The 23,966-nt window shown below is 73.8% G+C and carries 20 protein-coding genes, 1 tRNA gene and 2 pseudogenes; 8 read left to right on the forward strand and 15 right to left on the reverse strand.

Annotated features, from left to right (window positions below; translation table 11 throughout):
• The 7 genes and pseudogenes from C5N14_RS30565 to C5N14_RS30595 form a co-directional block, all read right to left on the reverse strand.
• Positions 1 to 173, reverse strand: a pseudogene (locus C5N14_RS30565) (phosphoadenosine phosphosulfate reductase family protein); the annotation flags it as partial.
• A 78-nt stretch (positions 174 to 251) separates the two neighbouring features.
• A complete protein-coding gene (locus C5N14_RS30570; protein WP_117673247.1) occupies positions 252 to 1,070 on the reverse strand; it encodes an inositol monophosphatase family protein in 819 nt (272 codons plus the stop codon).
• Between the two features lie 122 nt (positions 1,071 to 1,192).
• Entirely contained in the window at positions 1,193 to 1,783 is a 591-nt protein-coding gene (pth, locus tag C5N14_RS30575) for an aminoacyl-tRNA hydrolase (protein ID WP_117673249.1), read from the reverse strand.
• Between the two features lie 119 nt (positions 1,784 to 1,902).
• Positions 1,903 to 2,607: a 50S ribosomal protein L25/general stress protein Ctc gene (locus C5N14_RS30580; protein WP_117673250.1), complete on the reverse strand. Its 705-nt coding sequence runs from the start codon at positions 2,605 to 2,607 to the stop codon at positions 1,903 to 1,905.
• Between the two features lie 352 nt (positions 2,608 to 2,959).
• The gene (locus C5N14_RS30585; RefSeq protein ID WP_117673252.1) at positions 2,960 to 3,940 is read right to left on the reverse strand and encodes a ribose-phosphate diphosphokinase; all 981 of its coding nucleotides are present in this window, start codon (positions 3,938 to 3,940) and stop codon (positions 2,960 to 2,962) included.
• Positions 3,941 to 3,991: 51 nt separating this feature from the next.
• Positions 3,992 to 5,578, reverse strand: a pseudogene (gene glmU / locus C5N14_RS30590) (bifunctional UDP-N-acetylglucosamine diphosphorylase/glucosamine-1-phosphate N-acetyltransferase GlmU).
• 33 nt (positions 5,579 to 5,611) lie between these two features.
• Positions 5,612 to 5,682 (reverse strand) — tRNA-Gln (locus C5N14_RS30595).
• A gap of 247 nt (positions 5,683 to 5,929) precedes the next feature.
• Here C5N14_RS30595 and C5N14_RS30600 point away from each other — a divergent pair.
• Genes C5N14_RS30600 through C5N14_RS30605 form a run of 3 tightly spaced genes read left to right on the forward strand, consistent with a single transcriptional unit; the run spans position 5,930 to position 7,865 of the window.
• Positions 5,930 to 6,943 (forward strand): acyl-CoA desaturase, encoded by a 1,014-nt coding sequence (locus C5N14_RS30600; RefSeq protein WP_117673256.1) that lies wholly within the window; start codon positions 5,930 to 5,932, stop codon positions 6,941 to 6,943.
• Positions 6,944 to 6,984: 41 nt separating this feature from the next.
• The gene (locus C5N14_RS33895) at positions 6,985 to 7,113 is read left to right on the forward strand and encodes a hypothetical protein (RefSeq protein ID WP_256371578.1); all 129 of its coding nucleotides are present in this window, start codon (positions 6,985 to 6,987) and stop codon (positions 7,111 to 7,113) included.
• Between the two features lie 59 nt (positions 7,114 to 7,172).
• Positions 7,173 to 7,865, forward strand: coding sequence for a TetR/AcrR family transcriptional regulator (locus tag C5N14_RS30605; RefSeq protein ID WP_117673258.1), 693 nt, complete (start codon positions 7,173 to 7,175; stop codon positions 7,863 to 7,865).
• Between the two features lie 22 nt (positions 7,866 to 7,887).
• Here C5N14_RS30605 and C5N14_RS30610 read toward each other — a convergent pair whose 3' ends face one another.
• The 6 genes from C5N14_RS30610 to C5N14_RS30635 all read right to left on the reverse strand — a co-directional run bounded on the left by C5N14_RS30610 (position 7,888) and on the right by C5N14_RS30635 (position 13,837).
• Positions 7,888 to 8,358: a DUF4383 domain-containing protein gene (locus C5N14_RS30610; RefSeq protein ID WP_117673260.1), complete on the reverse strand. Its 471-nt coding sequence runs from the start codon at positions 8,356 to 8,358 to the stop codon at positions 7,888 to 7,890.
• 117 nt (positions 8,359 to 8,475) lie between these two features.
• The gene (locus tag C5N14_RS30615; RefSeq protein ID WP_117673262.1) at positions 8,476 to 8,931 is read right to left on the reverse strand and encodes a DUF4383 domain-containing protein; all 456 of its coding nucleotides are present in this window, start codon (positions 8,929 to 8,931) and stop codon (positions 8,476 to 8,478) included.
• Between the two features lie 116 nt (positions 8,932 to 9,047).
• Positions 9,048 to 10,850, reverse strand: a complete 1,803-nt coding sequence (locus C5N14_RS30620) for an ABC-F family ATP-binding cassette domain-containing protein (RefSeq protein WP_117673264.1) — start codon at positions 10,848 to 10,850, stop codon at positions 9,048 to 9,050.
• A 106-nt stretch (positions 10,851 to 10,956) separates the two neighbouring features.
• Positions 10,957 to 11,913, reverse strand: a complete 957-nt coding sequence (locus tag C5N14_RS30625; RefSeq protein ID WP_117673266.1) for a 4-(cytidine 5'-diphospho)-2-C-methyl-D-erythritol kinase — start codon at positions 11,911 to 11,913, stop codon at positions 10,957 to 10,959.
• A gap of 135 nt (positions 11,914 to 12,048) precedes the next feature.
• Entirely contained in the window at positions 12,049 to 12,918 is an 870-nt protein-coding gene (gene rsmA / locus C5N14_RS30630) for a 16S rRNA (adenine(1518)-N(6)/adenine(1519)-N(6))-dimethyltransferase RsmA (RefSeq protein WP_117673268.1), read from the reverse strand.
• 4 nt (positions 12,919 to 12,922) lie between these two features.
• On the reverse strand, positions 12,923 to 13,837 hold the full coding sequence (locus C5N14_RS30635) for a TatD family hydrolase (RefSeq protein WP_117673299.1): 915 nt from the start codon (positions 13,835 to 13,837) through the stop codon (positions 12,923 to 12,925).
• 149 nt (positions 13,838 to 13,986) lie between these two features.
• On the opposite strand from C5N14_RS30635, the gene C5N14_RS30640 reads away from it, so the two are divergent.
• Positions 13,987 to 15,234, forward strand: coding sequence for a hypothetical protein (locus C5N14_RS30640; RefSeq protein ID WP_117673270.1), 1,248 nt, complete (start codon positions 13,987 to 13,989; stop codon positions 15,232 to 15,234).
• 97 nt (positions 15,235 to 15,331) lie between these two features.
• Positions 15,332 to 16,183 carry an alpha/beta fold hydrolase gene (locus C5N14_RS30645; RefSeq protein ID WP_117673272.1) on the forward strand — a complete coding sequence of 284 codons (852 nt, stop codon included), beginning with the start codon at positions 15,332 to 15,334 and terminating at the stop codon, positions 16,181 to 16,183.
• A gap of 82 nt (positions 16,184 to 16,265) precedes the next feature.
• Here the strand turns inward: C5N14_RS30645 and metG are convergent, their stop codons facing one another.
• The gene (gene metG, locus C5N14_RS30650) at positions 16,266 to 18,089 is read right to left on the reverse strand and encodes a methionine--tRNA ligase (protein ID WP_117673274.1); all 1,824 of its coding nucleotides are present in this window, start codon (positions 18,087 to 18,089) and stop codon (positions 16,266 to 16,268) included.
• 259 nt (positions 18,090 to 18,348) lie between these two features.
• Here metG and C5N14_RS30655 point away from each other — a divergent pair, with 259 nt between their 5' ends.
• A complete protein-coding gene (locus C5N14_RS30655) occupies positions 18,349 to 19,428 on the forward strand; it encodes a hypothetical protein (protein ID WP_243640272.1) in 1,080 nt (359 codons plus the stop codon).
• A 55-nt stretch (positions 19,429 to 19,483) separates the two neighbouring features.
• On the opposite strand, the gene rsmI is transcribed toward C5N14_RS30655, so the two are convergent.
• Positions 19,484 to 20,323, reverse strand: a complete 840-nt coding sequence (gene rsmI, locus C5N14_RS30660) for a 16S rRNA (cytidine(1402)-2'-O)-methyltransferase (protein WP_371685942.1) — start codon at positions 20,321 to 20,323, stop codon at positions 19,484 to 19,486.
• Positions 20,324 to 20,415: 92 nt separating this feature from the next.
• Between rsmI and C5N14_RS30665 the strand changes: the two genes are divergently transcribed.
• Both C5N14_RS30665 and C5N14_RS30670 read left to right on the forward strand, forming a co-directional pair.
• Positions 20,416 to 22,140, forward strand: coding sequence for a phospholipid carrier-dependent glycosyltransferase (locus C5N14_RS30665; protein ID WP_117673278.1), 1,725 nt, complete (start codon positions 20,416 to 20,418; stop codon positions 22,138 to 22,140).
• 505 nt (positions 22,141 to 22,645) lie between these two features.
• Positions 22,646 to 23,965 carry a VWA domain-containing protein gene (locus tag C5N14_RS30670; protein WP_117673280.1) on the forward strand — a complete coding sequence of 440 codons (1,320 nt, stop codon included), beginning with the start codon at positions 22,646 to 22,648 and terminating at the stop codon, positions 23,963 to 23,965.
• Position 23,966: the final 1 nt, after the last annotated feature.

The following is a 23,966-nucleotide window of genomic DNA, read 5'->3' on the forward strand; positions in this document are numbered from 1 at the left end:
TTCCCCGGCGCGAACGCCTTCTGCGCCAACCGCAACATCACGATCGAGTCCTTACCACCGGAGAACAGCAACACCGGCCGCTCCATCTCCGCCACCACCTCACGCATCACGAAGACGCTCTCCGCCTCCAGGGCATCGAGGTGTGAGACCTGGTAGGCGGCGGGGGTGGTCATGACACGGCCTCGATTCGCTCGGATCCGCCCATGGGATTCCAGACCTTTCCGGTCGGACACGTAAAGAAGAAGCTCAGGCTACCCGGCATGCCTCTGCAGCGCTGCAAGCAACCGGCTGGCGAGATCCTTGCGGCAGACCAGCAGGTCGGGCAGGCGCGGATCAGCCTCGTTGTATTTCAGCGCAGAACCGTCGATTCGGGAAGCATGCAGTCCGGTGGCCGTCGCCACAGCCACCGGGGCGGCCGAGTCCCACTCGTACTGGCCGCCGGCGTGGATGTACGCGTCGACCTCACCGGTCACCACCGCGGCGATCTTCGCCCCCGCCGAGCCCATCGGAACCAGATGAGCGCCGACGTCCTCCGCCAGATCGGTCAGGAAAACCGGCGGACGGCTACGACTGGCCGCCAACCGGATGGTCCGCCCACCGCCCGCGGTCGCCGCTTCCAGGGTCATCGGCGGGTACGCCGGCGGGTGGTCCGTGCCCAGCACCCGGTGCTGCGCCGGAAGCCCGACCGCGCCGGCCACCAGGCCGTGCGGGGTGACCCCGTTGCGCGCCCAGAGCGCCACGTGCACCGCCCAGTCCGAGCGGCCCTCCTCGGCGAACTCCCGCGTCCCGTCCAGCGGGTCGACGATCCACACCCGGTCGGCGGTCAGCCGGGACACCGCCCCGGCGTTCACCTCCGCCGCCCAGGCCAGCCGCGAGCCCTCGTCCTCCTCGGAGAGGACCGCGTCCCCCGGGCGCCACTTCGCCAGCTCCGTCCGGATCAGGTCGTGCGAGACCTTGTCCCCGGCCGACTTCAACGCCCCCGGGTCGGCGAAGCCCAACTCCGTCCGCAGGCCCAGCAGCGCCTGCCCCGCCTGGGCCGCCAACCACCGGGCGAACGCGCCGTCGATCATCGGAGGACTGCCCACAACTCGCTCCCGTCGCCTCGCCGGCGACCCGGGCCGCCGGCCGCGGTTCGCCCGAAAGGCGCAGACTACCGGCCCCGCCCCGGTGGCCCGCGTACGCCCCGCCCGGGTCAGGCCCCGTGGTACAGGTTCTGGGTCGGCTCCACGCCCCGGGTGATCACCGACTCCACCACGTCCGCCGCCCGGTCGAGCAGGAACTCCAGCTCCTTGCGCTCGGCGGCGGAGAAGTCCGACAGCACGTAGTCCGCCGGGTCCTGCCGGCCCGGGGGCCGGCCGATGCCGAACCGCACCCGGACGTAGTCCTTCGTGCCCAACGACTTCGACATCGAGCGCAGCCCGTTGTGCCCGCCCTCGCCGCCGCCGCACTTCACCCGCAACTGCCCGTAGTCGATGTCCAGCTCGTCATGGATGGCGATCACCCGGCCCGGCGGCACCTTGTGGAACTGCGCCAGCCCGGCCACCGGCCCGCCGGAGAGGTTCATGTACGTCAGCGGCTTCGCCAGCACCAGCTTCGGGCCGCCGAACCCGAGCCGCCCCTCGGCGACCTCCGCCACCGCCCGCCGGTGCCGGCCGAACTTCCCGCCCACCCGGGCGGCCAGCAGGTCGGCCACCATGAAGCCGACGTTGTGCCGGTTGCCCGCGTACTCCCGACCGGGGTTGCCCAGGCCGACCACCAGCCACGGCCCCGCCTCGTCCGTCACGCCACGCCCCTCCCGCTCTCAGCGTCGCCCACCGCAGCCGTCCTGACCCGACGACCATCCCGATACGCCGACAGGCGCCCCCGACCTCGGGAGCGCCTGTCGCACGGAACGCGGACCGGTCAGGCCTCGGTCTTCGCCTCGGCCGGGGCCTGCTCGCCCTCGGCGGCCGGGGCCTCGGCACCCTCTGCGGTCTCCTCGCCGACCTCGGCCTCGGCCTCGGCGGCGGCCTCGGCGGCGGCCTCCTCGACCTCGGGGAGGGTGGCCTCAAGCTGCTCGGCGGTCGGGGCGGCGGTCACCGCGGCGACCGACAGCTCCGGGTCGGCGACCAGCTCCACGCCGGCCGGCAGCGCCACGTCGGCGGCGGTGACCTGGGTGCCGGCCTCCAGACCCTCGATCGACGCCTCCAGGTGGTCCGGCACCTTGGTGGCGTCGGCGGTCACCGTGAGGGTGTCGTGGTCGTGCACGATCAGCGTGTCCTTGGCGGCCTCGCCGGTGAGCTGGACCGGAACCTCGACGGTGACCTTCTCGCCACGGCGGACCAGCAGCAGGTCGACGTGCTCGAAGCTGTCCTTGATCGGGTCCCGCTGGATCGCCTTCGGCAGCGCCAGCACCTGCGTGCCGTCGCTGACCTCGATCGCGAAGAGCTGGTTGGCGCCGCCCTTGCGGATCGCGGCGGCGAACTCACGCGCGGGCAGCGCGATGTGCTTGGGCTTCTCGCCGTGACCGTAAAGCACGGCGGGCACCAGGCCGGCCCGGCGGGTACGACGGGCACCACCCTTGCCGAACTCGGTACGGGGCTCGGCGCTGATCTTTACCTCGGACACGGGGAAACTCCTGATGCTTGCTGCGGCGGCTTGTCGACTGGCGGTGCTGGGGCGAGGGGCTCGCTGGGGCTCATGCGTCATGAACGACTGCCCGGAGCACCGCGTCGATGACGGTGCATCCGTGCGGCGCTTTTCAGCGGCCCGCCGGGCACCCTCGCCGTGGCAACCGCAACAGTCTACCCGAGTTGATTACGCCCCTGACGGCAGTCCCCGCCTCTGCCGTCCGGAGGAGCAAAAACGCCCAGCGGACGCCGGTCCGACGCGCGGTCGGACACGGTCCGGACGCCCTGTCGTAGTCAACCCGACGTCCACGCGCCGGCCGTGGGACGACGGCCGGCGCGCGGGCCGGCCGTCAGCTCAGGCCGCCGAAGAGGGTGGTCACCGACCCGTCGTCGAAGACCTCCCGGATCGCCCGGGCCAGCAGCGGAGCGATCGACAGCACAGTGATCTTGTCGAGCTGCTTCTCGGACGGCAGCGGCAGCGTGTTGGTCACCACGACCTCGGTGATCGGGCTGTTCTTCAGCCGCTCGGCCGCCGGATCGGACAGCAGCGCGTGGGTGGACGCCACGACGATCTCCGCCGCCCCGGACTCCTTGAGGATCTCGGCGGCCTTGGTGATCGTGCCACCGGTGTCGATCATGTCGTCGACGATCAGGCAGACCCGGCCCTCCACCTCGCCGACCACCCGGTTCGCCACCACCTGGTTCGGCTTGAGCGGATCCCGGGTCTTGTGGATGAACGCCAGCGGGCAGCCGCCCAGCCGGTCCGTCCACCGCTCCGCCACCCGCACCCGGCCCGAGTCCGGCGCCACCACCGTCATCGGCCGACCGGCGAACTTGCGCTCCACGTACTCGGCCAGCACGTCCATCGCGAACAGGTGGTCCACCGGGCCGTCGAAGAAGCCCTGGATCTGCGCGGTGTGCAGGTCCACCGTCAGGATCCGGTTCGCGCCCGCGGTCTTCAGCAGGTCCGCCACCAGCCGCGCCGAGATCGGCTCCCGGCCGCGGTGCTTCTTGTCCTGCCGCGCGTACGGATAGAACGGCAGGACAACGGTGATCCGCTTGGCCGAGCCGCGCTTCAACGCGTCGATCATGATCAGGGTCTCCATGACCCAGGTGTTGACCCCGTGCGTGACGGACTGCACCACGAAGGCGTCCGAACCGCGCACCGAGTCCTTGAACCGTACGAAGATCTCCCCGTTCGCGAACTCGTACGCGTCGGCGGGCGTCGGCGCGATGCCGAGCACCTCGCCGATCTCCTTGGCCAGCTCCGGAAAGCCACGTCCGGAGAAGAGCATCAGGCTTTTGCGGTTTTCGGCGACGATGCTGCCCATGGGCCCGTCTGCTCCCGTTGGTCGGTGGTCCCGGCTGCGGTGTGGCCGGGACTATTCGGTTGCAGTATCTCCCCCGCCGAACGGCCGTCGAACCGCCTCGGCGCCCCCGTGGATTGCCTCACCTTCCCTTGCGGCCCATCAGGCCTCCGACGCATCCTCCGGCGCTTCCGCCGCAGCTCGGCGGGCTCGCTCAGCCGCCTCGGCCGAGGCGGTGCCGGGCCGCCTCCGAGCCACCCAGCCCTCGATGCTGCGCTGCGGCGCCCGGGTCACCCCGAGCGCGCCCGGCGGCACGTCCTGGCTGATCGCGCTGCCCGCCGCGACGTACGCGCCCGGGCCGACCTCCACCGGGGCGATCAGGCTGGTGTCGCAGCCGACGAACGCCGCCTCCCCGACCGTGGTGCGGTGCTTGTTGACCCCGTCGTAGTTCACGAAGATCGTCGCCGCGCCGATGTTGGCCCGCGCCCCGATCGTCGCGTCACCCACGTACGACAGGTGCGGCACCTTCGCGCCCGGGCCGATCTCCGAGTTCTTCACCTCGACGAAGGTGCCGACCTTGGCCTTCTCGGCCAGCTTCGCCGCCGGCCGCAGGTACGCGTACGGCCCGACGCTGGCCCCCGGGCCGACCTCGGCGTCGACGGCGTGGCTGCGCAGCACGGTCGCTCCCGGGCCGACCACCGTGTCGATCAGGGTCACGTCCGGGCCGACCACGGCCTCGGCGCCCACCACGGTCCCGCCGCGTAGCTGCGTGTTCTGGTCGATCACCGCGTCCCGGTCCACCGCGACCGTCACATCGATCCAGGTCGTCGCCGGGTCCAGGATGCTGACCCCGGTACGCATCCACCCCTCGTTGACCCGGTCGCGCAGCAGCCGGCGCAGCGCCGCCAACTCGACCCGGTCGTTGCAGCCCAGCGTCTCGACGTGGTCGGCGGCCACGTGCACCGTCACCGGCTCGGCGGCGGTGACGAGCAGGCCGAAGACGTCGGTGAGGTACTCCTCACCCTGGTCGTTGTCGGCGGAGAGCTTGCCCAGCGAGGCCCGCAGCCGCGCCGCGTCGAACGCGTAGATGCCGGCGTTGATCTCACGCAGCGCGCGCTGGGCGGGGGTGGCGTCGCGCTCCTCGACGATCTGCTCCAGCCGACCCGCCGCGTCCCGGACGATTCGCCCCAGTCCGGTCGGGTCGGGCACCTCGGCGGCCAGCACCGTGGCCGCGGCACCCGCGCCCTCGTGCGCCTCGACCAGCGCGGCAACCGTCTCGGCGCGGAGCAGCGGCACGTCGCCGTTGATCACCACCACGGTCCCGGCGGCGTCCGGCACCGCGTCCAGCGCGATCCGGACCGCGTGTCCGGTGCCGAGCTGCTCGGCCTGGAGCACTGGGGTAGCCGCCGGGGCGACCTCGGCCAGGTGTGCCCGGACCTGGTCCGCGCCGTGCCCGACCACCACGACGGTCCGGTCGGCCGCGAGCGGCGCGGCGGCGGTCAGCACGTGGCCGAGCAGGGTCCGGCCGAGCAGCGGATGCAGCACCTTGGGCAGCGCCGACTTCATCCGCTTGCCCTCCCCGGCGGCGAGCACGACGACAGTGCGGTGGTGGAGCTGGGACACGACGTGCTCCCGTCGGGACGGCGACAGTCTCGCGGCCATGCTAACCACGCAATGGCGGCAGTACAGCGGAAGCTCCCGGGAGAGGATTCGAACCCCTATAATCAGGACCAAAACCTGACGTCCTGCCATTAGACGACCCGGGACGGTCTAAACGGGCAAACCAAGCGGTCGGCAGACCCCTACACCTTAGCGTCCCGAGCCCTCGGCGCCATCGCCCATTCCCCCTCATGATCCGTCCGGTCCCCCATCACAGCCGGCGCGGCACGCCGGTGGCACTCCGCGCTGCCTGGAGGCATCCACGTACGAAACTGTCCCGTGCGGCCGACAGGGCCTTAAGTTACGGTGACGTAGGCGTAACTTCGTGACCATGCCGTCCCGCTGCGAGGTGCCATGTCGACCGCCCCGCTCGAACCCCACCCCTCCGGTCCGAAGCCCCTGACCCAGGGCGCCCAGTCCCCCGGCATCCTGATCGCCCTCTGGGCGTTCGTGGTCGTCCCGTTCCTGGCCCTGGTCGCCGCGGTCCCGGTCGCCTGGGGCGGCTGGCTGAGCTGGACCGACGTGGCGGTGGCCAGTTTCTGGTACGTCGTGTCCGGGCTGGGCATCACGGTCGGCTACCACCGCTACTTCACCCACGGCTCGTTCAGGGCCCGCCCGGGGCTGCGGGCGGCGCTGGCGGTGGCGGGCTCCTTCGCGGTGCAGGGCGAGATCATCCAGTGGGTCGCCGACCACCGGCGGCACCACGCCTACTCCGACCTGGAGGGCGATCCGCACTCGCCGTGGCGCTTCGGCGAGAGCGTCCGGGGCCTGACGAAGGGCCTGTTCCACGCGCACGTCGGCTGGTTGTTCGGCCGGGAACTGTCCAACCGGGAGCGGTTCGCCCCGGACCTGCTCGCCGACCGGACGACCCGGCGGGTGGACCGGCTCTTCCCGGCGCTGGTGGTGGTCTCGGTGCTGGGCCCGGCGCTGATGGGTGGGCTGCTCGCCCGGTCCTGGCAGGGCGCGCTGACCGCGCTGTTCTGGGGCGGCCTGGTACGGATCTCGCTGCTGCACCACGTCACCTGGTCGATCAACTCGGTCTGCCATGTGTACGGCGAGCGCCCGTTCGCCATGCGCCAGGGGGACCGGGCGGCCAACTTCTGGCCGCTGGCGATCCTGTCGTTCGGCGAGAGCTGGCACAACCTGCACCACGCCGACCCGACCAGCGCCCGCCACGGCGTGCTGCGCGGCCAGGTCGACATCTCGGCCCGGGTGATCTGGCTGTTCGAGAAGACCGGGGCGGCCTGGGCGGTGCGCTGGCCGAAGCCGGAGCGGATCGCGGCCAGGCTGGTCGGTCCCGAGCGGGGCCCCGCCGAGCGGGTCGAACCGGCGGACCCGCGGCGGGTGGAGCCGGTCGCCCGGCGGTAGACCGGTCGGTGGGGATCGCGGCAGCCTGGCAGGATGGCCAGATGACCGAGGGCAGCGGGAGCAGCGTGGGCGACGCCCGGCGGCCCGGCGGCCCGGACCCCGGGTCCGGCCCGGGTACGGTCGGACGACGCGGCGACACCGTCCCGGTGCCGGACGGGCCGGCGGCGTGAACAGCGGAGGCAGCGGCATCCCACGACAGGGCGTCCCCGAGCGCCGGCGAGGTGACGACATGGTGGACGGTCCGGTCGACGAGGGCAACACACGCGGTCGGCGGCGGCCGGTTGCGGCGGCGGCGGGCAAGCCGCCCTCGCGGGTGCGGATGTCGGCGGCGCAGCGGCGTGAGCAGTTGATCTCGATCGGCCGGCAACTGTTCGCCGAGCGCGGCTTCGACGCGACCTCGATCGAGGAGGTGGCCGCCCGGGCGAAGGTCTCCAAGCCGGTGATCTACGAGCACTTCGGCGGCAAGGAGGGGCTCTACGCGGTGGTGGTGGACCGGGAGGTCCGGGCCCTGCTGGACCGGATCACCACGGCCCTGACCGCCGGCCATCCGCGGGAGCTGCTGGAGCAGGCGGCGATGGCCCTGCTCGGGTACATCGAGGAGGAGACCAGCGGCTTCCGGGTGCTGGTCCGGGAGTCGCCGGTGATGTCCGCGACGGGCAACTTCAGCAGCGTGATGAACGACGTCGCGCACCAGGTCGAGCACATCCTCGGCGCCGAGTTCAAGACCCGGGGGTACGACCCGAAGCTGGCCGAACTCTACTCGCAGGCCCTCGTCGGGATGGTGGCCCTGACGGGGCGCTGGTGGCTGGAGGTGCGCAAGCCGCGCAAGGAGACGGTGGCCGCGCACCTGGTCAACCTGGCCTGGAACGGGTTGTCGCACCTGGACGCGAAGCCGACCCTGATCACGGCGAAGGGCCGGTGACCGGGGCCCGGGGCGGCCGGGTTCAGCGGCCCCCGGGGACGGCTGCCCGGCGGCGCCGGCGTTCGGCCTCGGCGTGCTCGGGCGGGCCGATCTTGTCGTAGAGGCCGGTGGCCAGGAGCACCAGCCCGAACAGCAGCGACACGACGACGGTGGACATCGAGAAGTTGAGGAAGTTCGCCGAGGTCTGTAGGACGGACATCATCAGCACGCCGGTGACCAGGAAGACCACCCCGGCGGTCAGGTTCATGTAGTGGCCGAGGTTGGTGCGCCGGGACGCGCCGATGATCAGCACGAGCCCGAAGATCACCGAGACCAGCGAGAACGCGAGGTTGGTGCGTAGGCCGAGGGCCCAGGTGCTGCCCCGGTTGAACAGCCCTTCGCCCCAGGTCACGGCCACTCCCCAGACGCCGAAGACCAGGATGTAGAGCCCGATGAGCCCGGCGAGTGCGCGGTAGAGCGGTCGCGCCGGGTGGTTGACCGGAACATGCGCCATGACTCCTCCGTCCGGATGTACCCGTTCGGAAGAATTGTCGCCTGGGTGGACGCCGGATGCGGGCCGAACCGCCGGGCGGGGACCGCCGACCGACGATCCCGCCCGGCGGGTACCCGGTCAGAGGACGAGCCGGGCCTTCTGCCAGGCCTCGTTCTCCTCGTCGGTGCCGACCTTGCCGTACATGGCGACCATCAGCAGCACCAGCGAGAGGGTCAGCACCACGATGTCGGTGAAGATGGTGAAGTTGAAGATGTTGGCGTCGGTGTGCAGGAAGGCCAGCTCGGCCAGGCCGAGGACCATGAGCACGTACGCCAGCCACTGGTTGATCACGACGTCGAGGTTGCGGCCGATCCCGGTGCCGGCCAGGATCACGACGCCCAGCAGGATGCTGAGCAGCGAGAATCCGAGATTGGTCCCCTGGCCGAGCACCTTCGTGTCATCCTGGGCGAGGACGTCGTTGCCGGCGCTCGCGATGAGGCCGAGCACTCCGAAGACCACGAAGTACAGACCAACGAGCCCGCCGATCGCCCGGTAGATCGGCCGCGCGGGGTGGTTGACGGGGGTGTGGGCCATGTCTGAGTCTCCAAGACCGTGCGGGTGAGGGGTCACCTGCGATTGTCCCGCACGGCGGGCTGTGACGCCGCACACCCCCCACCCGAGGCCGGCTCGCCTTCGGGACGCCGGCCGGCTCAGTTCCCGGGAACCTGCTCGGCGAGGGCCAGCCAGGTCTCCTCGACCTGTTCTCGTTCGGCCCGCACGTCCTTGAGCTGGGCGTCCAGCTCGGCGACCCTGGCGTAGTCGGTGGCGTTGGCGGCGAACTGGTCGAGCAGCGCCGCCTCCTTCTGGTCCAGCTTGCCGATCTGGCGTTCGAGCCGGGTGAGCTCCTTCTTCGCCTGCCGGGCCTCGGCGGCGGACATCCCGTCGGCCGCCGGGGTGGTGGGCGCCCCGGCGGTCGGGGTGTCGGTCACCGCCGGCTCCCGGTTCGCGGCCCGGGCAAGGTACTCGTCGACGCCGCCGGGCAGGTGCACCAGCCGGCCGTCGCCGAACATCCCGTACGCCGATTCGGTGACCCGCTCGATGAGGTACCGGTCGTGGCTGGCCACGATGACGGTTCCGGGCCAGGAGTCGAGCAGGTCCTCCAGCGCGGCGAGGGTGTCGGTGTCCAGGTCGTTGGTGGGCTCGTCGAAGAGGAGCACGTTGGGCTCGCCGGCGAGCAGCCGGAGCATCTGGAGCCGGCGGCGCTCACCGCCGGAGAGGTCGCTGACCGGGGTCCAGAGCCGTCGGTCGTCGAAGCCGAAGACCTCGGCGAGCTGGGCGGCGGAGACCTCCCGGTCGCCGAGCTGCACCCGGCGGGCGACCTCCTCGACGGCTTCGAGGACGCGCAGGTGGCCGGGCAGCTCGGCCAGTTCCTGGGAGAGGAACGCGGGCCGGACGGTGGAGCCGGTGGCGAACCGTCCGCCGTCGGGGCGGGTGATGCCGGCCAGCAGCCGCAGCAGGGTGGTCTTGCCGGCGCCGTTGCGGCCGAGGATGGCGATCCGGTCACCGGGGCCGACATGCCAGGTGGCGTCGTGCAGGATCTCCTTCGGGCCGGCGCACAGCCGGACGTCCTCCAGGTCGTACACCTGCTTGCCGAGCCGGGCGGTGGCGAGCCGTTGCAGCGACATGGTGTCGCGCGCCGGCGGCACGTCGGCGATCAGCGCGTTGGCGGCGTCGATGCGGAACTGCGGCTTGGAGGTCCGGGCGGGCGGGCCGCGACGCAGCCAGGCGATCTCCTTGCGGAGCAGGTTCTGCCGGCGGGCCTCGGTGGCGGCGGCGACCCGCTCCCGCTCGACGCGGGCCAGGGTCCAGGCGGCGAAGCCGCCCTCGTACGCCCGGACGGTCTGGTCGGCGACCTCCCAGGTGGCGGTGCAGACCGCGTCGAGGAACCACCGGTCGTGGGTGACCACGACGAGGGCGCCCTTGCGGCCGACCAGGTGCTTCGCCAGCCAGTCGACGCCACCGACGTCGAGGTGGTTGGTGGGCTCGTCGAGGATGAGCAGGTCGGAGTCGCGGACCAGCAGGGCGGCGAGGGCGACCCGGCGGCGCTCGCCCCCGGACATCGGGCCGACGGGCTGGTCGAGGCCCAGGTACGGCATGCCGAGGCCGGCGAGGATGCCGCGGACCCCGGCGTCGCCGGCCCACTCGTGCTCGGCGCCCATGCTCTCGGCGAGCCAGGCGGTGCCGAGCACCACGTCCCGGACGGTGGCCTCGGGGGCGAGCTGAAGGGCCTGCGGCAGCCAGAGGACGCGCAGGTCACGGCGGTGGGTGACCCGGCCGTCGTCCGGCTCCTCCTGCTTGGTGAGCAGCCGCAGCAGGGTGGACTTGCCAGCGCCGTTGAGGCCGACCACGCCGATCCGGTCGGCGTCGTCGAGGCCGAGCGAGACGTCGGTGAGCAGCGGCCCGGCGGCGCCGTACCCCTTGGACACCCGGTCCAGGTTGACGATGTTGGCCACGACCCCACCTCTCATGATCAAGGCGTCCCGGTGCCGGCGGGCACCTGGGGACGCCTGGCCTCCAAGGGTACGCGGGCGTTCCGGTCCGCCCCGGCGGGCGTACGCCTCAGCCGATCCGCGCGCCGGCCACCGGGCCGTGCGCGGTGCGCGCCTGGCGGCACACCCCGGCGGTCGCCAGCTCGGCGGCGATCCGCTCGGCGTCGTCGGCGTTCGTGGCGAGGAACACACAGGTCGGCCCGGAGCCGGAGACGATGCCGGCGAGCGCCCCGGCGGCCTCGCCGGCCTTCAGGGTGCCGGCCAGGGACGGGCGCATGGCGAGCGCGGCGTCCTGGAGGTCGTTGCCGAGGGCGGCGGCGAGCACCCGGGGGTCCCGCTGGCGCAGCGCGGCGAACAGCCCGTCGGTGCTGCCCAGCGGCGGGCCGGCGGCCCCGGCGTCGCGGAGCCGGTCGAGTTCGGCGTACGCGGCGGGGGTGGACAGCCCGCCGTCGGCGATGGCGACCACCCAGTGCCAGGAGGTGGGGCGGGCCAGCACGGGGCTGACCGCCTCGCCCCGGCCGGTGCCGAGCGCGGTGCCGCCGTGGATCAGGAACGGCACGTCGGAGCCGAGGTCGGCGGCGATCCCGGCCAGCTCGTCGCGGGACAGCCCGGTGCCCCAGAGGGCGTCGCAGGCGACCAGCGCGGCGGCGGCGTCGGCGCTGCCGCCGGCCAGCCCGCCGGCGAGCGGGATCTGCTTGCGCAGGTGCAGCCGGGCGTGCGGCGGGACGCCCGCGTACCCGGCGAGGGCGTGGGCGGCCCGGATGGCCAGGTTGGTGTCGTCCAGGGCCAGCTCGCCGGCGCCCTCCCCCTCCATGGTCAGGGTGAGGGTGTCGCCCCGGCGGGCGGTGAGCTCGTCGTAGATGGAGATGGCGTGGTAGACGGTGTTCAGCTCGTGGTAGCCGTCCCGGCGCAGCGGGCCCACGCCGAGGTGCAGGTTGACCTTGGCGGGCACCCGCACCCGGACCGGGCCGCTGGCTCCGCGCCGCTGCTGGTCGTCATCGTCGTCCGGTCGCCAGGCCTCGGTCACGGGGCGATGTCCCGCAGGCGCAGGCGGATGTCGAACGGCTTGGTCACGATCAGCTCCTCGGCGGAGTCGGCGGCCGGCGGCGAACCGGCCGTCAGCCAGGTCGTACGCGTGCCCGGTCCCGGGCACCGCGCCAGCCTACTGGGCGGCCGGTGCGGCGGTCGGGGCCGACGCGGCGATGGCGGCGAACTGCTCGACGGTGAGCGACTCGCCGCGCGCCCCGGGGTCCACGCCGGCGGCGGTGAGCGTCGCGGCGGCCCGGTCCGCGCCGCCGGCCCAGCCGGCCAGGGCGGCCCGCAGGGTCTTGCGGCGCTGCGCGAACGCGGCGTCCACGACGGCGAAGACGCGTTCCCGGGGCACGTCGGGGCGGGGCAGCTCGCGGCGGGTGAAGGCGACCAGCCCGGAGTCGACGTTGGGCACCGGCCAGAACACGTTGGGTGGCACCCGGCCGGCGGCGCGGGCTCGGGCGTACCAGGCGAGCTTGACCGACGGGATGCCGTAGACCTTGGAGCCGGGTCCGGCGACGAGCCGGTCCGCGACCTCCTTCTGCACCATCACCAGCCCGTGCCGCAGGCCGGGCAGCTCGGCCAGCAGGTGCAGCACGACCGGCACCGCCACGTTGTACGGCAGGTTCGCCACCAGCGCGGTCGGCGCGGGGTCGGCCAGTTCGGCGGCGCCGATCCGCAGGGCGTCCGCGTGGTGCACGGTCAGCCGGGCGGCGGCCGGTCCGGCGAACCGGGCGGCGGTCTCCGGCAGCGCGGCGGCCAGCGTCGGGTCGAGTTCCACGGCGTGGGTGTGCGCGGCCACCGGCAGCAGGGCCAGGGTGAGCGAGCCGAGGCCGGGGCCGACCTCCAGGGCGACGTCGTCCGGGGCCAGCCCGGCGGCGGTGACGATCCGGCGGACGGTGTTCGGGTCGTGCACGAAGTTCTGGCCGAGCTTCTTGGTCGGGTGCACGCCGAGCCGGGCGGCGAGGTCCCGGATCTCCGCCGGGCCGAGCAGGCCGGTCACCGGGTCACCACGGACCGAAGGCGCGCTCGCCGTTGGCCGACAGCGCCGCGCACAGCTCGTCGAGGTCCGCGCCGGTGGTCGCGGCCAGCGCCCGCACGGTGAGGGGGATCAGGTACGACGCGTTGGGCCGCCCCCGGTGCGGGGTGGGGGTCAGGTACGGCGCGTCGGTCTCCACCAGGAGCTGGTCGAGCGGGGTGAGCGCGGCGGCCTCGCGCAGCGCGACGGCGCTGGCGAAGGTGACGGTGCCGGCGAAGCTGAGCAGGTAGCCGCGGCGCACGCAGTCGGCGGCGAACCCGGCGTCGCCGGAGAAGCAGTGCAGCACGACGGTGTCCGGGGCGCCCTCGTCGTCGAGGATCCGCAGCACGTCGGCGTGCGCGTCCCGGTCGTGGATGACCAGGGCCTTGCCGTACCGCTTGGCGATGGCGACGTGCGCGCGGAAGCTCTCCTCCTGCGCGGCCCGGCCCTCGTCGCCGGTACGGAAGAAGTCCATCCCGGTCTCGCCGATCCCGCGCACCCGGGCCCGGGCGGCGAGCGCCTCGATCGCCCGCAGCGCCTCGTCGAGGTCGGTCAGCCGGGGCGCCTCGTTGGGATGCAGGGCGACGGTGGCCAGCACGGCCGGGTAGCGGTCGGCCGCGTCGGCGCCCCACGCGGAGGACGCCACGTCCACGCCGACCTGGACGAGCCGGTCCACGCCGGCCTCGGCGGCCACCGCGACGGTCGCCGCGACCGGGTCGTCGGCGCGGGCGTTCCCGCCCGCCCCGCCGGCCGGGGCACCGGCCTCGGTGACGGTGATGTCCAGGTGGGTGTGGCTGTCCGGCACGGGACGGGGCAGCGGCTCGGGCGCGGGCGGGAACTCCCCGCCCCGGCGGGTGGCCCGCTGGCGGCGGGACTCAGTCGGCTCGGTCATCGCCGCCAGCATCACACACCACCGGTCGGCGCCGGTCCGCCACCCGGTCCCTCCCGCGCCCCGCCACCGGCTCCCCCGGCACCGCGCTGACCAGGTCCCGCTCACCGGGCCGACATCCGGGGTTCACCTGCCCGGCACCGGACGGGCCTAGCGTCGCCGGGGTGAGCGTCGTCCCCCAGGCCAGTGGAGCCGCCGAGGAGCGGACGGGGCTGCGCGTGACGTGCGGCGGGGTGGTGTACCCGGCCGAGGAGATCGCCCGGGGCGCGGCGTACGAGCTGTTCAGCGCCGAGGAGGCGCCCGGCTTCGAGTGGGCGCCCCGGTCGGGGGTGCCGCTGCCCTGGCGGAGGTTCGTGCACGTTACCGAGGTGACGGCGGTGCGTGGGGTCGGTGAGCCGGCCGAGGAGGCGGAGACGCCGCTGCTGGTGCCGCTGCACCGGGAGCGGGGCTGGGCGCAGGTGCACCGGCTCAGCCAGCAGCCGGCCGCGGCCGGCGACCCGACGCTGGCGGCGGTCCGGGCGTCCGCGGTGGTCCGCCGGGGCACCCGGATGGTCAAGGTGCTCTCCGCCCGGCAGCTCGCCGGGTACGCCCGGGGCTGGCTGCCGCACGGGTTCTGCCACCGCGAGCACGACATCGCCCACCTGCGTACCCCGGAGAAGCTGGCGGTGCTGCGCACCGACTCGCCGGGCGGCCGGGACGACCTGGACGTGGCGTACACGCTACGCTGGCGGGCCGCCGACCCGGGCGACTACGTCCCGCCGGTCGGCGCGGCGTGGCGGGGCCTGACCGCGCTGCCGCCCCGGGACCGGCTCGGCCCGCCGGTGCTCGGCACCGGGTTCGTGCCGAGCGAGGCGCAGCTCGTCCCGGAGTTCGTGACCCGGGACTTCGCCGACCTGCCGATGCCGGCGAACGCCACCCTGCTCGCCTACCCGGCATCCGGGGAGGAGGTGGTGCTGTACAGCTACCAGGCCGAGCAGCGGGGCTGGTTGCGGATGGTCGGCCCACAGTGGCGACACCTGCTCGCGGCGGTGCCCGGGCTGTCCCCCGACCAGGAGTACCTGCCGACCGGGGAGACGCCCCGCTCGACCCAGCTCGTCGGCGGGTACGCCGGGACCGGGTACGAGGCGGTGGCCGACCTCCCCGGCGGGTTCCGGGTGCTGGCGATGACCCGGGCCGCGCGGTACCCGGTCGAGGCGGTGGTCCGTCGGCTGCGGCACGCCGGCTGGCGGGGCGTGCCCTGCCTGGTGCTGCGGGAGGAGGCCGACTGGCTGCGGCTGCGGCTGATCCGGCCGGACCCGGACGCGGTGGTCGCGACCGGGGCGCAGTGCCAGGAACGGGGCGTCTACGAGACCTGGGCCCCGGCGACCGAGGTGACCGACGACCGGATGGTGGACGTGCCGTACCCCGGCTGACCGGCGGCGGGCCGGCGCGGCGGCGGGTGGGCATAACGGCGGGCGGGCCGGGAATGCGCGGGCGTCCGACGACCCCGACCCCGCTGCGGGAGACGACATGCCGTTCATCACCGTCGGCGCGGAGAACTCTGCGCCCATCGACCTGTACTACGAGGACCACGGTGCCGGGCAGCCGGTGGTGCTGATCCACGGATTCCCGTTCAACGGGGCGACCTGGGAGAAGCAGACCAGCGCCCTGCTCGCCGCCGGCTACCGCACGATCACGTACGACCGGCGGGGGTTCGGCAACTCCAGCCAGCCGGCGGCCGGGTACGACTACGACACGTTCGCGGCCGACCTGGACGTGCTGATGACCGAGCTGGACCTGCGCAACGCGATCCTGATCGGGCACTCGATGGGCACCGGGGAGGTGACCCGCTACCTCGGCACGTACGGGTCGGACCGGGTGGACCGGGCGGTGCTGCTCGCCCCGCTCGCGCCGTTCCTGCTGAAGACCGCCGACAACCCGGAGGGGCTGGACCGGAGCCTGTTCGACGGGTTCCAGCAGGCGATCCTCGCCGACCGGTTCGCGTTCCTCACCAGCTTCTGCGACAACTTCTTCAACTACGCGGACAACAAGGGCAAGCTGGTCAGCGAGGAGGCGTACCGGGCGCACTGGGAGATCGGCACGCGGGCCTCGGCGATCGGCACGTACCAGTCCGTGGACGCGTGGCTGACCGATTTCCGGCCCGACCTGCCCCGGATCGACGTGCCGGTGCTGCTCGTGCAGGGCGACCAGGACCGGGTGCTCCCGTACGCGGCGACCGGGCAGCGATTGCAGTCGATGCTGCCCGACGGGCGGCTGACCACCCTCAAGGGGGCGCCGCACGGCATCCCGTGGACCAACGGCGACGAGGTGAACCGCGCGATCCTGGAGTTCGTGGTGGCCCCGGCAATGGCCCGGCGCTGAGGCGGCCGACGGGGCGGGCGTACCAGCCGGCGCGGCCCCCCGGGGGGCCGCGCCGGCGCGGTGGTTCGGGCCGGTGCGGCGGTCAGCCGGCGAGCCGGGCCAGTTCCTCGTCGACGATCGACGGGTCGAGCTTGCGGAAGACCGGCTTCGGCGCCGCGAGCGGCCGGCCCACCTCCAGCGGTACGGACTCCCAACGCGCCCCGACCGTGTAGTCCCCGGTCAGCACCGGGTACGCGGGCCCGCCGTCGAGGTCGTCGACCTCCTCCAGCACGGGCATCGGCGCGTGCACGCCGGTGCCGCCGAGCAGCTCGTGGATCTTCTGCGCGGAGTGCGGCAGGAACGGGGTGAGCAGCGTGTTCGCGTCGCTGACCACCTGGAGGGCGACGTGCAGGATGGTGCCCATCCGGGGCTTGTCCGCCTCGTCCTTGAGCTTCCACGGGGCCTGCTCGGAGAGGTACTTGTTGGCCTCGGCGACGACCCGCATCGCCTCGCCGATGGCCTGCTTCTGCCGGTGCCGGCCGATCAGGCCACCGACGGTCGCGAAGCCGGCCCGGGCGGTGGCGAGCAGCGCCTCGTCGGCCTCGGTGAGCCCGGCCGGGTCGACCGGCGGGATCGCGCCGAAGTTCTTCGCCGCCATGGAGACGGACCGGTTGACCAGGTTGCCCCAGCCGGCGACCAGTTCGTCGTTGTTGCGGCGGAGGAACTCGGCCCAGGTGAAGTCGGTGTCGTTGCTCTCCGGGCCGGCGACGGCGATGAAGTAGCGCAGCGCGTCGGCGTCGTACCGCTCCAGGAAGTCCCGGACGTAGATGACCACCTTGCGGGATGAGGAGAACTTGCGCCCCTCCATGGTCAGGTACTCGCTGGAGACCACCTCGGTGGGCAGGTCGAGCCGGCCCAGCCGGCCCGGCTCGCCGTCGCGCGCGCCCTCGCCCGAGTAGCCGCTGAGCAGCGCCGGCCAGATCACCGAGTGGAAGACGATGTTGTCCTTGCCCATGAAGTAGCAGCTCTGCCCGCCGCCGTCGGCGGACGGGGTGCCACCCTCGGCGTCCCTCGGGTTCCAGAACTTCCGCCACGCCTCCGGGTCACCGGTGCGGCGGGCCCACTCGATCGACGCGGACAGATAGCCGATGACCGCGTCGAACCATACGTAGATCCGCTTGTCCGGCCGGTCCCGCCAGCCGTCGAGGGGGATCGGCACGCCCCAGTCCAGGTCCCGGGTGATCGCCCGGGGCTGGAGGTCGTCGAGCAGGTTCCGGGAGAACCGCAGCACGTTGGGCCGCCAGCCCTCACGGCTGTCCAGCCACTGCCGCAGGGCGTCGGCCAGGGCCGGCAGGTCGAGAAAGAAGTGCTCGGTCTCGATGAACTCCGGAGTCTCGCCGTTGATCTTGGACTTCGGGTTGATCAGGTCGACCGGGTCGAGCTGGTTGCCGCAGTTGTCGCACTGGTCGCCACGGGCGCTGTCGTACCCGCAGATCGGGCAGGTGCCCTCGATGTACCGGTCGGGCAGGGTCCGGCCGGTGGACGGGGAGATCGCGCCGACCGTGACCTTGGGGACAATGTAGCCGTTGCGGTGCATCCCGGAGAACAACTCCTGCACCACGGCGTAGTGGTTGCGGGTGGTGGTACGGGTGAACAGGTCGTACGACAGCCCGAGCGCCCGCAGGTCCTCGGCGATCACCCGGTTGTACCGGTCGGCCAGCTCGCGCGGGGTGACCCCCTCGGCGTCGGCCTGCACCTGGATCGGGGTGCCGTGCTCGTCGGTGCCGGACACCATGAGCACGTCGTGGCCGGCCATCCGCATGTACCGGGCGAAGACGTCGGAGGGAACGCCGAAACCGGAGACGTGGCCGATGTGGCGCGGGCCGTTGGCGTAAGGCCAGGCTACCGCCGCGAGAACGTGACTCATGACCAGCAAGCCTAGTGACCGCGTCGGGCGTCCCGCGAACCAATAGGCCGCCCGTGCGGTCGACACCCTGTCGGGGCGACCCGACGCAACCCGGACCAGGCAGCCCGATGGCCCCCCTCGGGCAACCCACCCCACCCCCACCCCCACCGCCCGGGCGGCGGTGATCAAGGTGGCGGGGTGGCGACAATTGCCGGATTTGTCGCCGACACACGGTCTGAGCTGCCCGGGAGCCCGCGCCGGCCGGGGTCCAATGAAGCCCGTGACCGCCAGACGAGCCGCCCGGGAACACGAGGAACCGCCCGCCGGGCCGGCGCGCGACGACGACCCGCCGCCCGGACCGTCGCCCCGGGCCGGGACCGTGGCGCCGCAGCCCCGCCCCCTCCCGGCCGCCGAACCGGCCGAGCCGGGTCCCGCCCCCTCCTCGGGCGGGCCGCCGTCCGGGCCGAGCGGGCCGCCGTCCGGGCCGAGCGCCACGTCCGGGCTGAGCACCACGTCCGGGCCGAGCGCCGCGTCCGGGGCGGCCGGTTCGGCCGTCGTGCCCGGGCAGGCCACCGGCGGCCCCGACCGGCCGGTGGAGGTGGAGCCGACCACCGGGGCGCCGGTCGGCGCCGTGCCGCGCCGGGTCCCGGTCCGGCAGCCGGGTGGTCGCTTCCGCCCGGGAACCACCGCCGGGGGCCCGCCGGAGTCCGACGACGACGGGCTGTTCTGGGCGCCGATCGAGGAGGTGCACTGGGACGGCACGCCACTGCGGGAGGAGCACGGCCGACCGGGCCGGTGGCGGCGCGGCGACACCGGCCGGGCGGTCGTCGCCCGGGCCCGACGGCAGCGGGCCGACCGCCCCGCCCGGCCTCCGGATCCCTGGCGGGGGCTCTCCGCACTGCTGGCGCTGAGCCTGCTCGCCGCCTTCTTCGCCTGGGTGAGCGCCGGCCCGTTCTGGCTGTCCGTCGGGCACCGCGTCACCGGCACGGTGGTGGTCGGCGAGTGCACCGGCGGCGGGCTGACCCAACGCTGCCGGGGGGTCTTCACCGCCGACGACGGCGGGTTCGTCGCGTTCGGGGTGCGGATCAGCGGGGTGCCCGCCGAGCGCAGCACGACCGGCTCCGCCCTGCCGGCCGGGATGACCGGGCCGGCGGCCGACACGGCGTACGCCGACACCCGGGCCGGCCTGCACCTGCGCTGGCTGCTCGGGCTGCTGCTGGTGCTGGCCTGCGGCGGGGCGATCGCCCGGTGCACTGGCGCCACCCTGCTCACCGACCGGCGGGCCCGCCGGTGGGCGACGGCCGCCGCCGTGGCCGGCCCGCTCGTGATCACGGCCGGTCTCCTCGCCGCCGCCTGGTGACCCGTACCGCCCGGCCGCCCCGCCCGGCCCGCTCGCGTGGCCGGACGGGATGGTCTCAGGCGTGCACGACCGCGTAGACCTCGCGGCGGCGCAGGCCGTACCCGGTGGCGACCTCGGTGATCGCGTCTCGCCGGGACAGGCCGGCGGCCTCCCGTTCGGCCACGGCGGCGCGCAGCGTCGCGTCGTCCGGGCGCTCGACGGCGGCCGGCGCGGCGCCGGCCACCACCAGGGTGATCTCGCCGCGCGGCCCGCCGTCGGCGGCCCAGGCGGCCAGTTCGCCGAGCGGCCGGCGAACCACCTCCTCGTACGTCTTGGTCAGCTCGCGGCAGAGCGCGGCCGGCCGGTCGGCGCCGAACTCGGCGGCCAGGTCGGCGAGCGCACCGCTGATCCGGTGCGGGGCCTCGAACAGCACCAGGGTCCGCTCCTCGCCGGCCAGGGCGCGCAGCCGGGAACGCCGAGCGCCGGGCGTGCGGGGCAGGAAGCCCTCGAAGCAGAACCGGTCGCTGGGCAGCCCGGACAGGGCCAGCGCGGTGGTGACGGCGCTCGGGCCGGGGGCGGCGGTCACCGGCACCCCGGCGTCGAGGGCGGCCCGGACCAGCCGGTACCCGGGGTCGGAGACGCTGGGCATCCCGCCGTCGGTGACCAGCGCGACGACGTACCCCTCGCGGAGCACCTCGACCAGCTCGGGGGTGCGGCGCTCCTCGTTGCCCTCGAAGTAGGAGACGATCCGGCCGGGCACGGCGACGTCGAGGTCCCGGGCCAGCCGGGTGAGCCGCCGGGTGTCCTCGGCGGCGACCACGTCGGCGGCGGCGAGCACCTCACGGAACCGGGCGGACGCGTCGGCCGGGTTGCCGAGCGGCGCGCCGAGGAGAATCAGGCGGCCAACTTCGGACATTTCACCCACGAAAGGTACTCCTTCATCGACAGCGGTACCGGTATCGGGGACGACGGGCGCCACCGGGCACCTCCGCAGCCTACGATCGCCTCGTGACGAGTGCGTCGACAGCGCAGAGCGCGAGCGCGGGCCGGGCGGAATCGGAGCACGCCGGAACCGGCGCCGCGACCGAGCAGTCCACGCCTCCCCCCACCAGCGGCGGAGGGGGCGTAGCCGCGACCGTGCGGCGGCGGCTGGCCACCGTCGACGCCCGGCTGGACGTCAACTCGTGGCTGGCCACCGTCGTCGTGGTGGCGATCGCGGCGATCCTGCGCCTGGTCGGCCTCAGCGGCCCGAAGGGCAAGATCTTCGACGAGATCTACTACGCCCGCGACGGCTGGGGGCTGGTCGACAAGGGCGTCGAGTGGAACTACAAGGACAACGGCCCGTCGTACGTGGTGCACCCGCCGCTGGGCAAGTGGCTGATCGGGCTCGGCGAGTGGGCGTTCGGATACTCCGACGCGGAGCACAACATCTCCGTGCCGGGGCACCTGACGACCACCGCCCCGGAGTTCGGCTGGCGCATCGGCGCCGCGATCGCCGGCATCGTGTCGGTGCTGCTGCTGGTCCGCATCGGCCGCCGCCTGTTCCGCTCCACCACCCTCGGCTGCGCCGCCGGCCTGCTGCTCGCCCTGGACGGCTTCCACCTGGTGCTCTCCCGCACCGCCCTGCTCGACATCTTCCTGCTGCTGTTCGTGCTGGCCGCGTTCGGCGCCCTCGTCCTCGACCGGGACGCCCGGCGGCGGCGGTGGAGCCGGGCGCTGGAGGCCGGGCTGGACCCCACCGCCGCGGGGCGGGCGGGCCGGCCGGCCGGCGGCTGGCGAAACTGGCCCTGGTGGCGGCTGGCGGCCGGGGTGCTGCTCGGCTGCGCCTGCGCGGTGAAGTGGAGCGCGGTGTACTTCCTGCCGGCCTTCGCGCTGTTGGCCCTGTTCTGGGAGGTCGGCGTCCGCCGGTCCGCCGGGGTGCGCCGGCCGTGGCGCGACGCACTGCTCGACGAGGTGCCCTGGCTGGCGCTGGCCGGGGTGCTGATGGTCGTCACCTACGTGGCCACCTGGTCGGGCTGGCTGCTGAGCGACGACGGCTACTACCGGCTCGCCGCCCGGTACCCGAACGTGCAAGGGCTCAGCGACACCCCGTACCTCGGGGCGCTGAACAACCTGTGGGAGTACCACAAGGCCGCGTACGGCTTCCACACGCAGCTCGACGAACCGCACAAGTACCAGTCCTGGCCGTGGCAGTGGCTGCTACTCGGCCGGCCGGTGGCGTTCTACTGGTCCGGCGACGGCGCCTGCGGCGCGCCCACCTGCGCCTCCGAGATCCTGCTGCTCGGCACGCCACTGCTGTGGTGGTCGTTCCTGCCCGCCCTGTTCGGGGCGGCCTGGATCGGGGCGACCCGGCGGGACTGGCGGGCCGGGGCGATCCTGCTCTGTGCGGCGGCCGGCCTGCTGCCCTGGTTCTGGTTCGCCCTGGACGGGCGGACGATGTTCTCCTTCTACGCCGCGCCGGCCCTGCCGTTCCTGGTGCTGGCGGTGGTCTACGTGCTGGGCGCGATCGCCTCCCCGGCCCCCGCCGGGGCCCGGGCACCGGCCGGGGGCCCGGGCCCCGGCGGGGCGGACGAGGACGCGGCCGACCGACGGCTGGTCGGCGGGGTCGTGGTCGGCGCGTACGTGCTGCTGGTCGCGCTCTGCTTCGCGTACTTCTATCCAATCTTCGTCGGAAAGCTGCTGCCGTACGCGGAGTGGTCGGCCCGGATGTGGCTGGACGGTCGCTGGATCTGACGACGGCCTCGCGACGGCGACCCGCGACCGGCGGTCCTGGCACGGGGCCGCCCTGGCTGTCGCGGACGGTGATGGCGAGGCATCACCGGTAGCCGGTAAGAGCCGTCGCGGGCCGGCCGGACCGAGGGCGACGTGGATATCGGATAGCCGACAGCGCCGGCGCGACGCGAGGGGCCCGACCGCCCCCGGGCACAAAGGCGCGCGCCCCGATCGCCTGCCACGGGGGAAGCGGGCGATTGGGGCGCGCAATGAGAGCTTAACCACCGGGCACCACCGGCACAACGGGTGGACTCGGGTCAGATTTCTGACGGAACTCACCCCAACCTAATGGTTTACACCAGGCAGCTAACCGTCAGTCATCCGGCGAGAACCTTACGAGATCCTCCGGCCGACACTCCCACCCCCGGCGACACCGGCAGGCGGCCGTACGGGCCGGCGGCCGAGCGGCGGGCGGCCGTCGGGGGCCGACCGACCATCCAGAGTGGATCTCACTACACTCGCCCCGGTGATCAACAGAAGACGATCGACATCCGTCCTCCGTGGACTGCTGGCGGCGACCGTCCTGATCGGACCCGGGGTCGTGCTGACCGGGCCCGCGCCCGCGTGGGCCGACGAGGAGACCCCCGCCGAGCCGCCCCGGGTCGAGCTGGTGCTCGACGTCAGCGGCTCGATGCGGGCCCGGGACATCGACGGGCGGAGCCGGATCTCGGTGGCGCAGCAGGCGTTCAACGAGGTCGTGGACGCGCTGCCGGAGGAGACCCAGCTCGGAATCCGGGTCCTCGGCGCCACCTACAAGGGCAAGGACAAGAAGGTCGGCTGCCAGGACACCCAGCAGATCGTGCCCGTCGGCCAGGTGGACCGCACCCAGGCCAAGGCGGCGGTGGCCACCCTCCGGCCCACCGGCTTCACCCCGGTCGGGCTGGCGCTCCGCTCGGCCGCGCAGGACCTGGGCACCGGCGCCACCGCCCGCCGGATCGTGCTGATCACCGACGGCGAGGACACCTGTGCCCCACCGGATCCGTGCGAGGTGGCCCGGGAGCTGGCCGCGCAGGGCACCAAGCTGGTGGTGGACACCCTCGGCCTGGCCCCCGACGACAAGGTGCGCCGGCAGTTGCTCTGCATCGCCAACGCGACCGGTGGGACGTACACGGCCGCGCAGAGCGCGGACGAGCTGACCGGCCGGATCAAGCAGCTGGTGGACCGGGCCCGGGACACGTACACCGCCGCCCCGGCCGTGGTGGGCGGCTCCGCCGGCTGCCCGGACGCGCCGCTGCTCGCTCCCGGCGTCTACACCGACCGGGAGCAGTTCTCCGAGCACCGCTGGTACCGGGTCCCGGTGCGCCCCGGGCAGGAGCTGCGTGCCTCGGTGAGCATCGCGCTGGACCGCCCGGTCAACCCCGACTACGGGGTGCTGCTGCGGGCCACCGCCCCGGACGGCCGCGAGCTGGTCCGCGGCGTGGACGCCGGCAGCGGCCGTACCGACGTCGTCTCCGCCGGCCTGCGCTGGTCGGCCGCCGCCGACACGGACGCGGACGCCGACGAAGGGGAGACGCCGAGCCCCGCGCCGGGCGACGCGGACGCCGCCCCGACCACCGTCTGCCTGGTGGTCAGCAACGCGTTCGCACCCCGTCCCGGCACCCGGGCCACCCCCGGAATGCCGATCGAGCTGACCGTCGACGTGGTCGCGTCGTCGCCGGCCCCGGGCGGGCCGGACCTGGGTCGGGGCTGGGTGCTGCTGGTGCTGCTGACCCTGGCCGGCCTGCTCACCGGCCTCGTCGCCGGCCTGCTCACCCGCTGGTGGGTCGCGACCTGGAGGGAGAACTGAC

It is taken from the genome of Micromonospora sp. MW-13, from assembly GCF_003434305.1.
In the GTDB taxonomy this organism is placed as follows: domain Bacteria; phylum Actinomycetota; class Actinomycetes; order Mycobacteriales; family Micromonosporaceae; genus Micromonospora.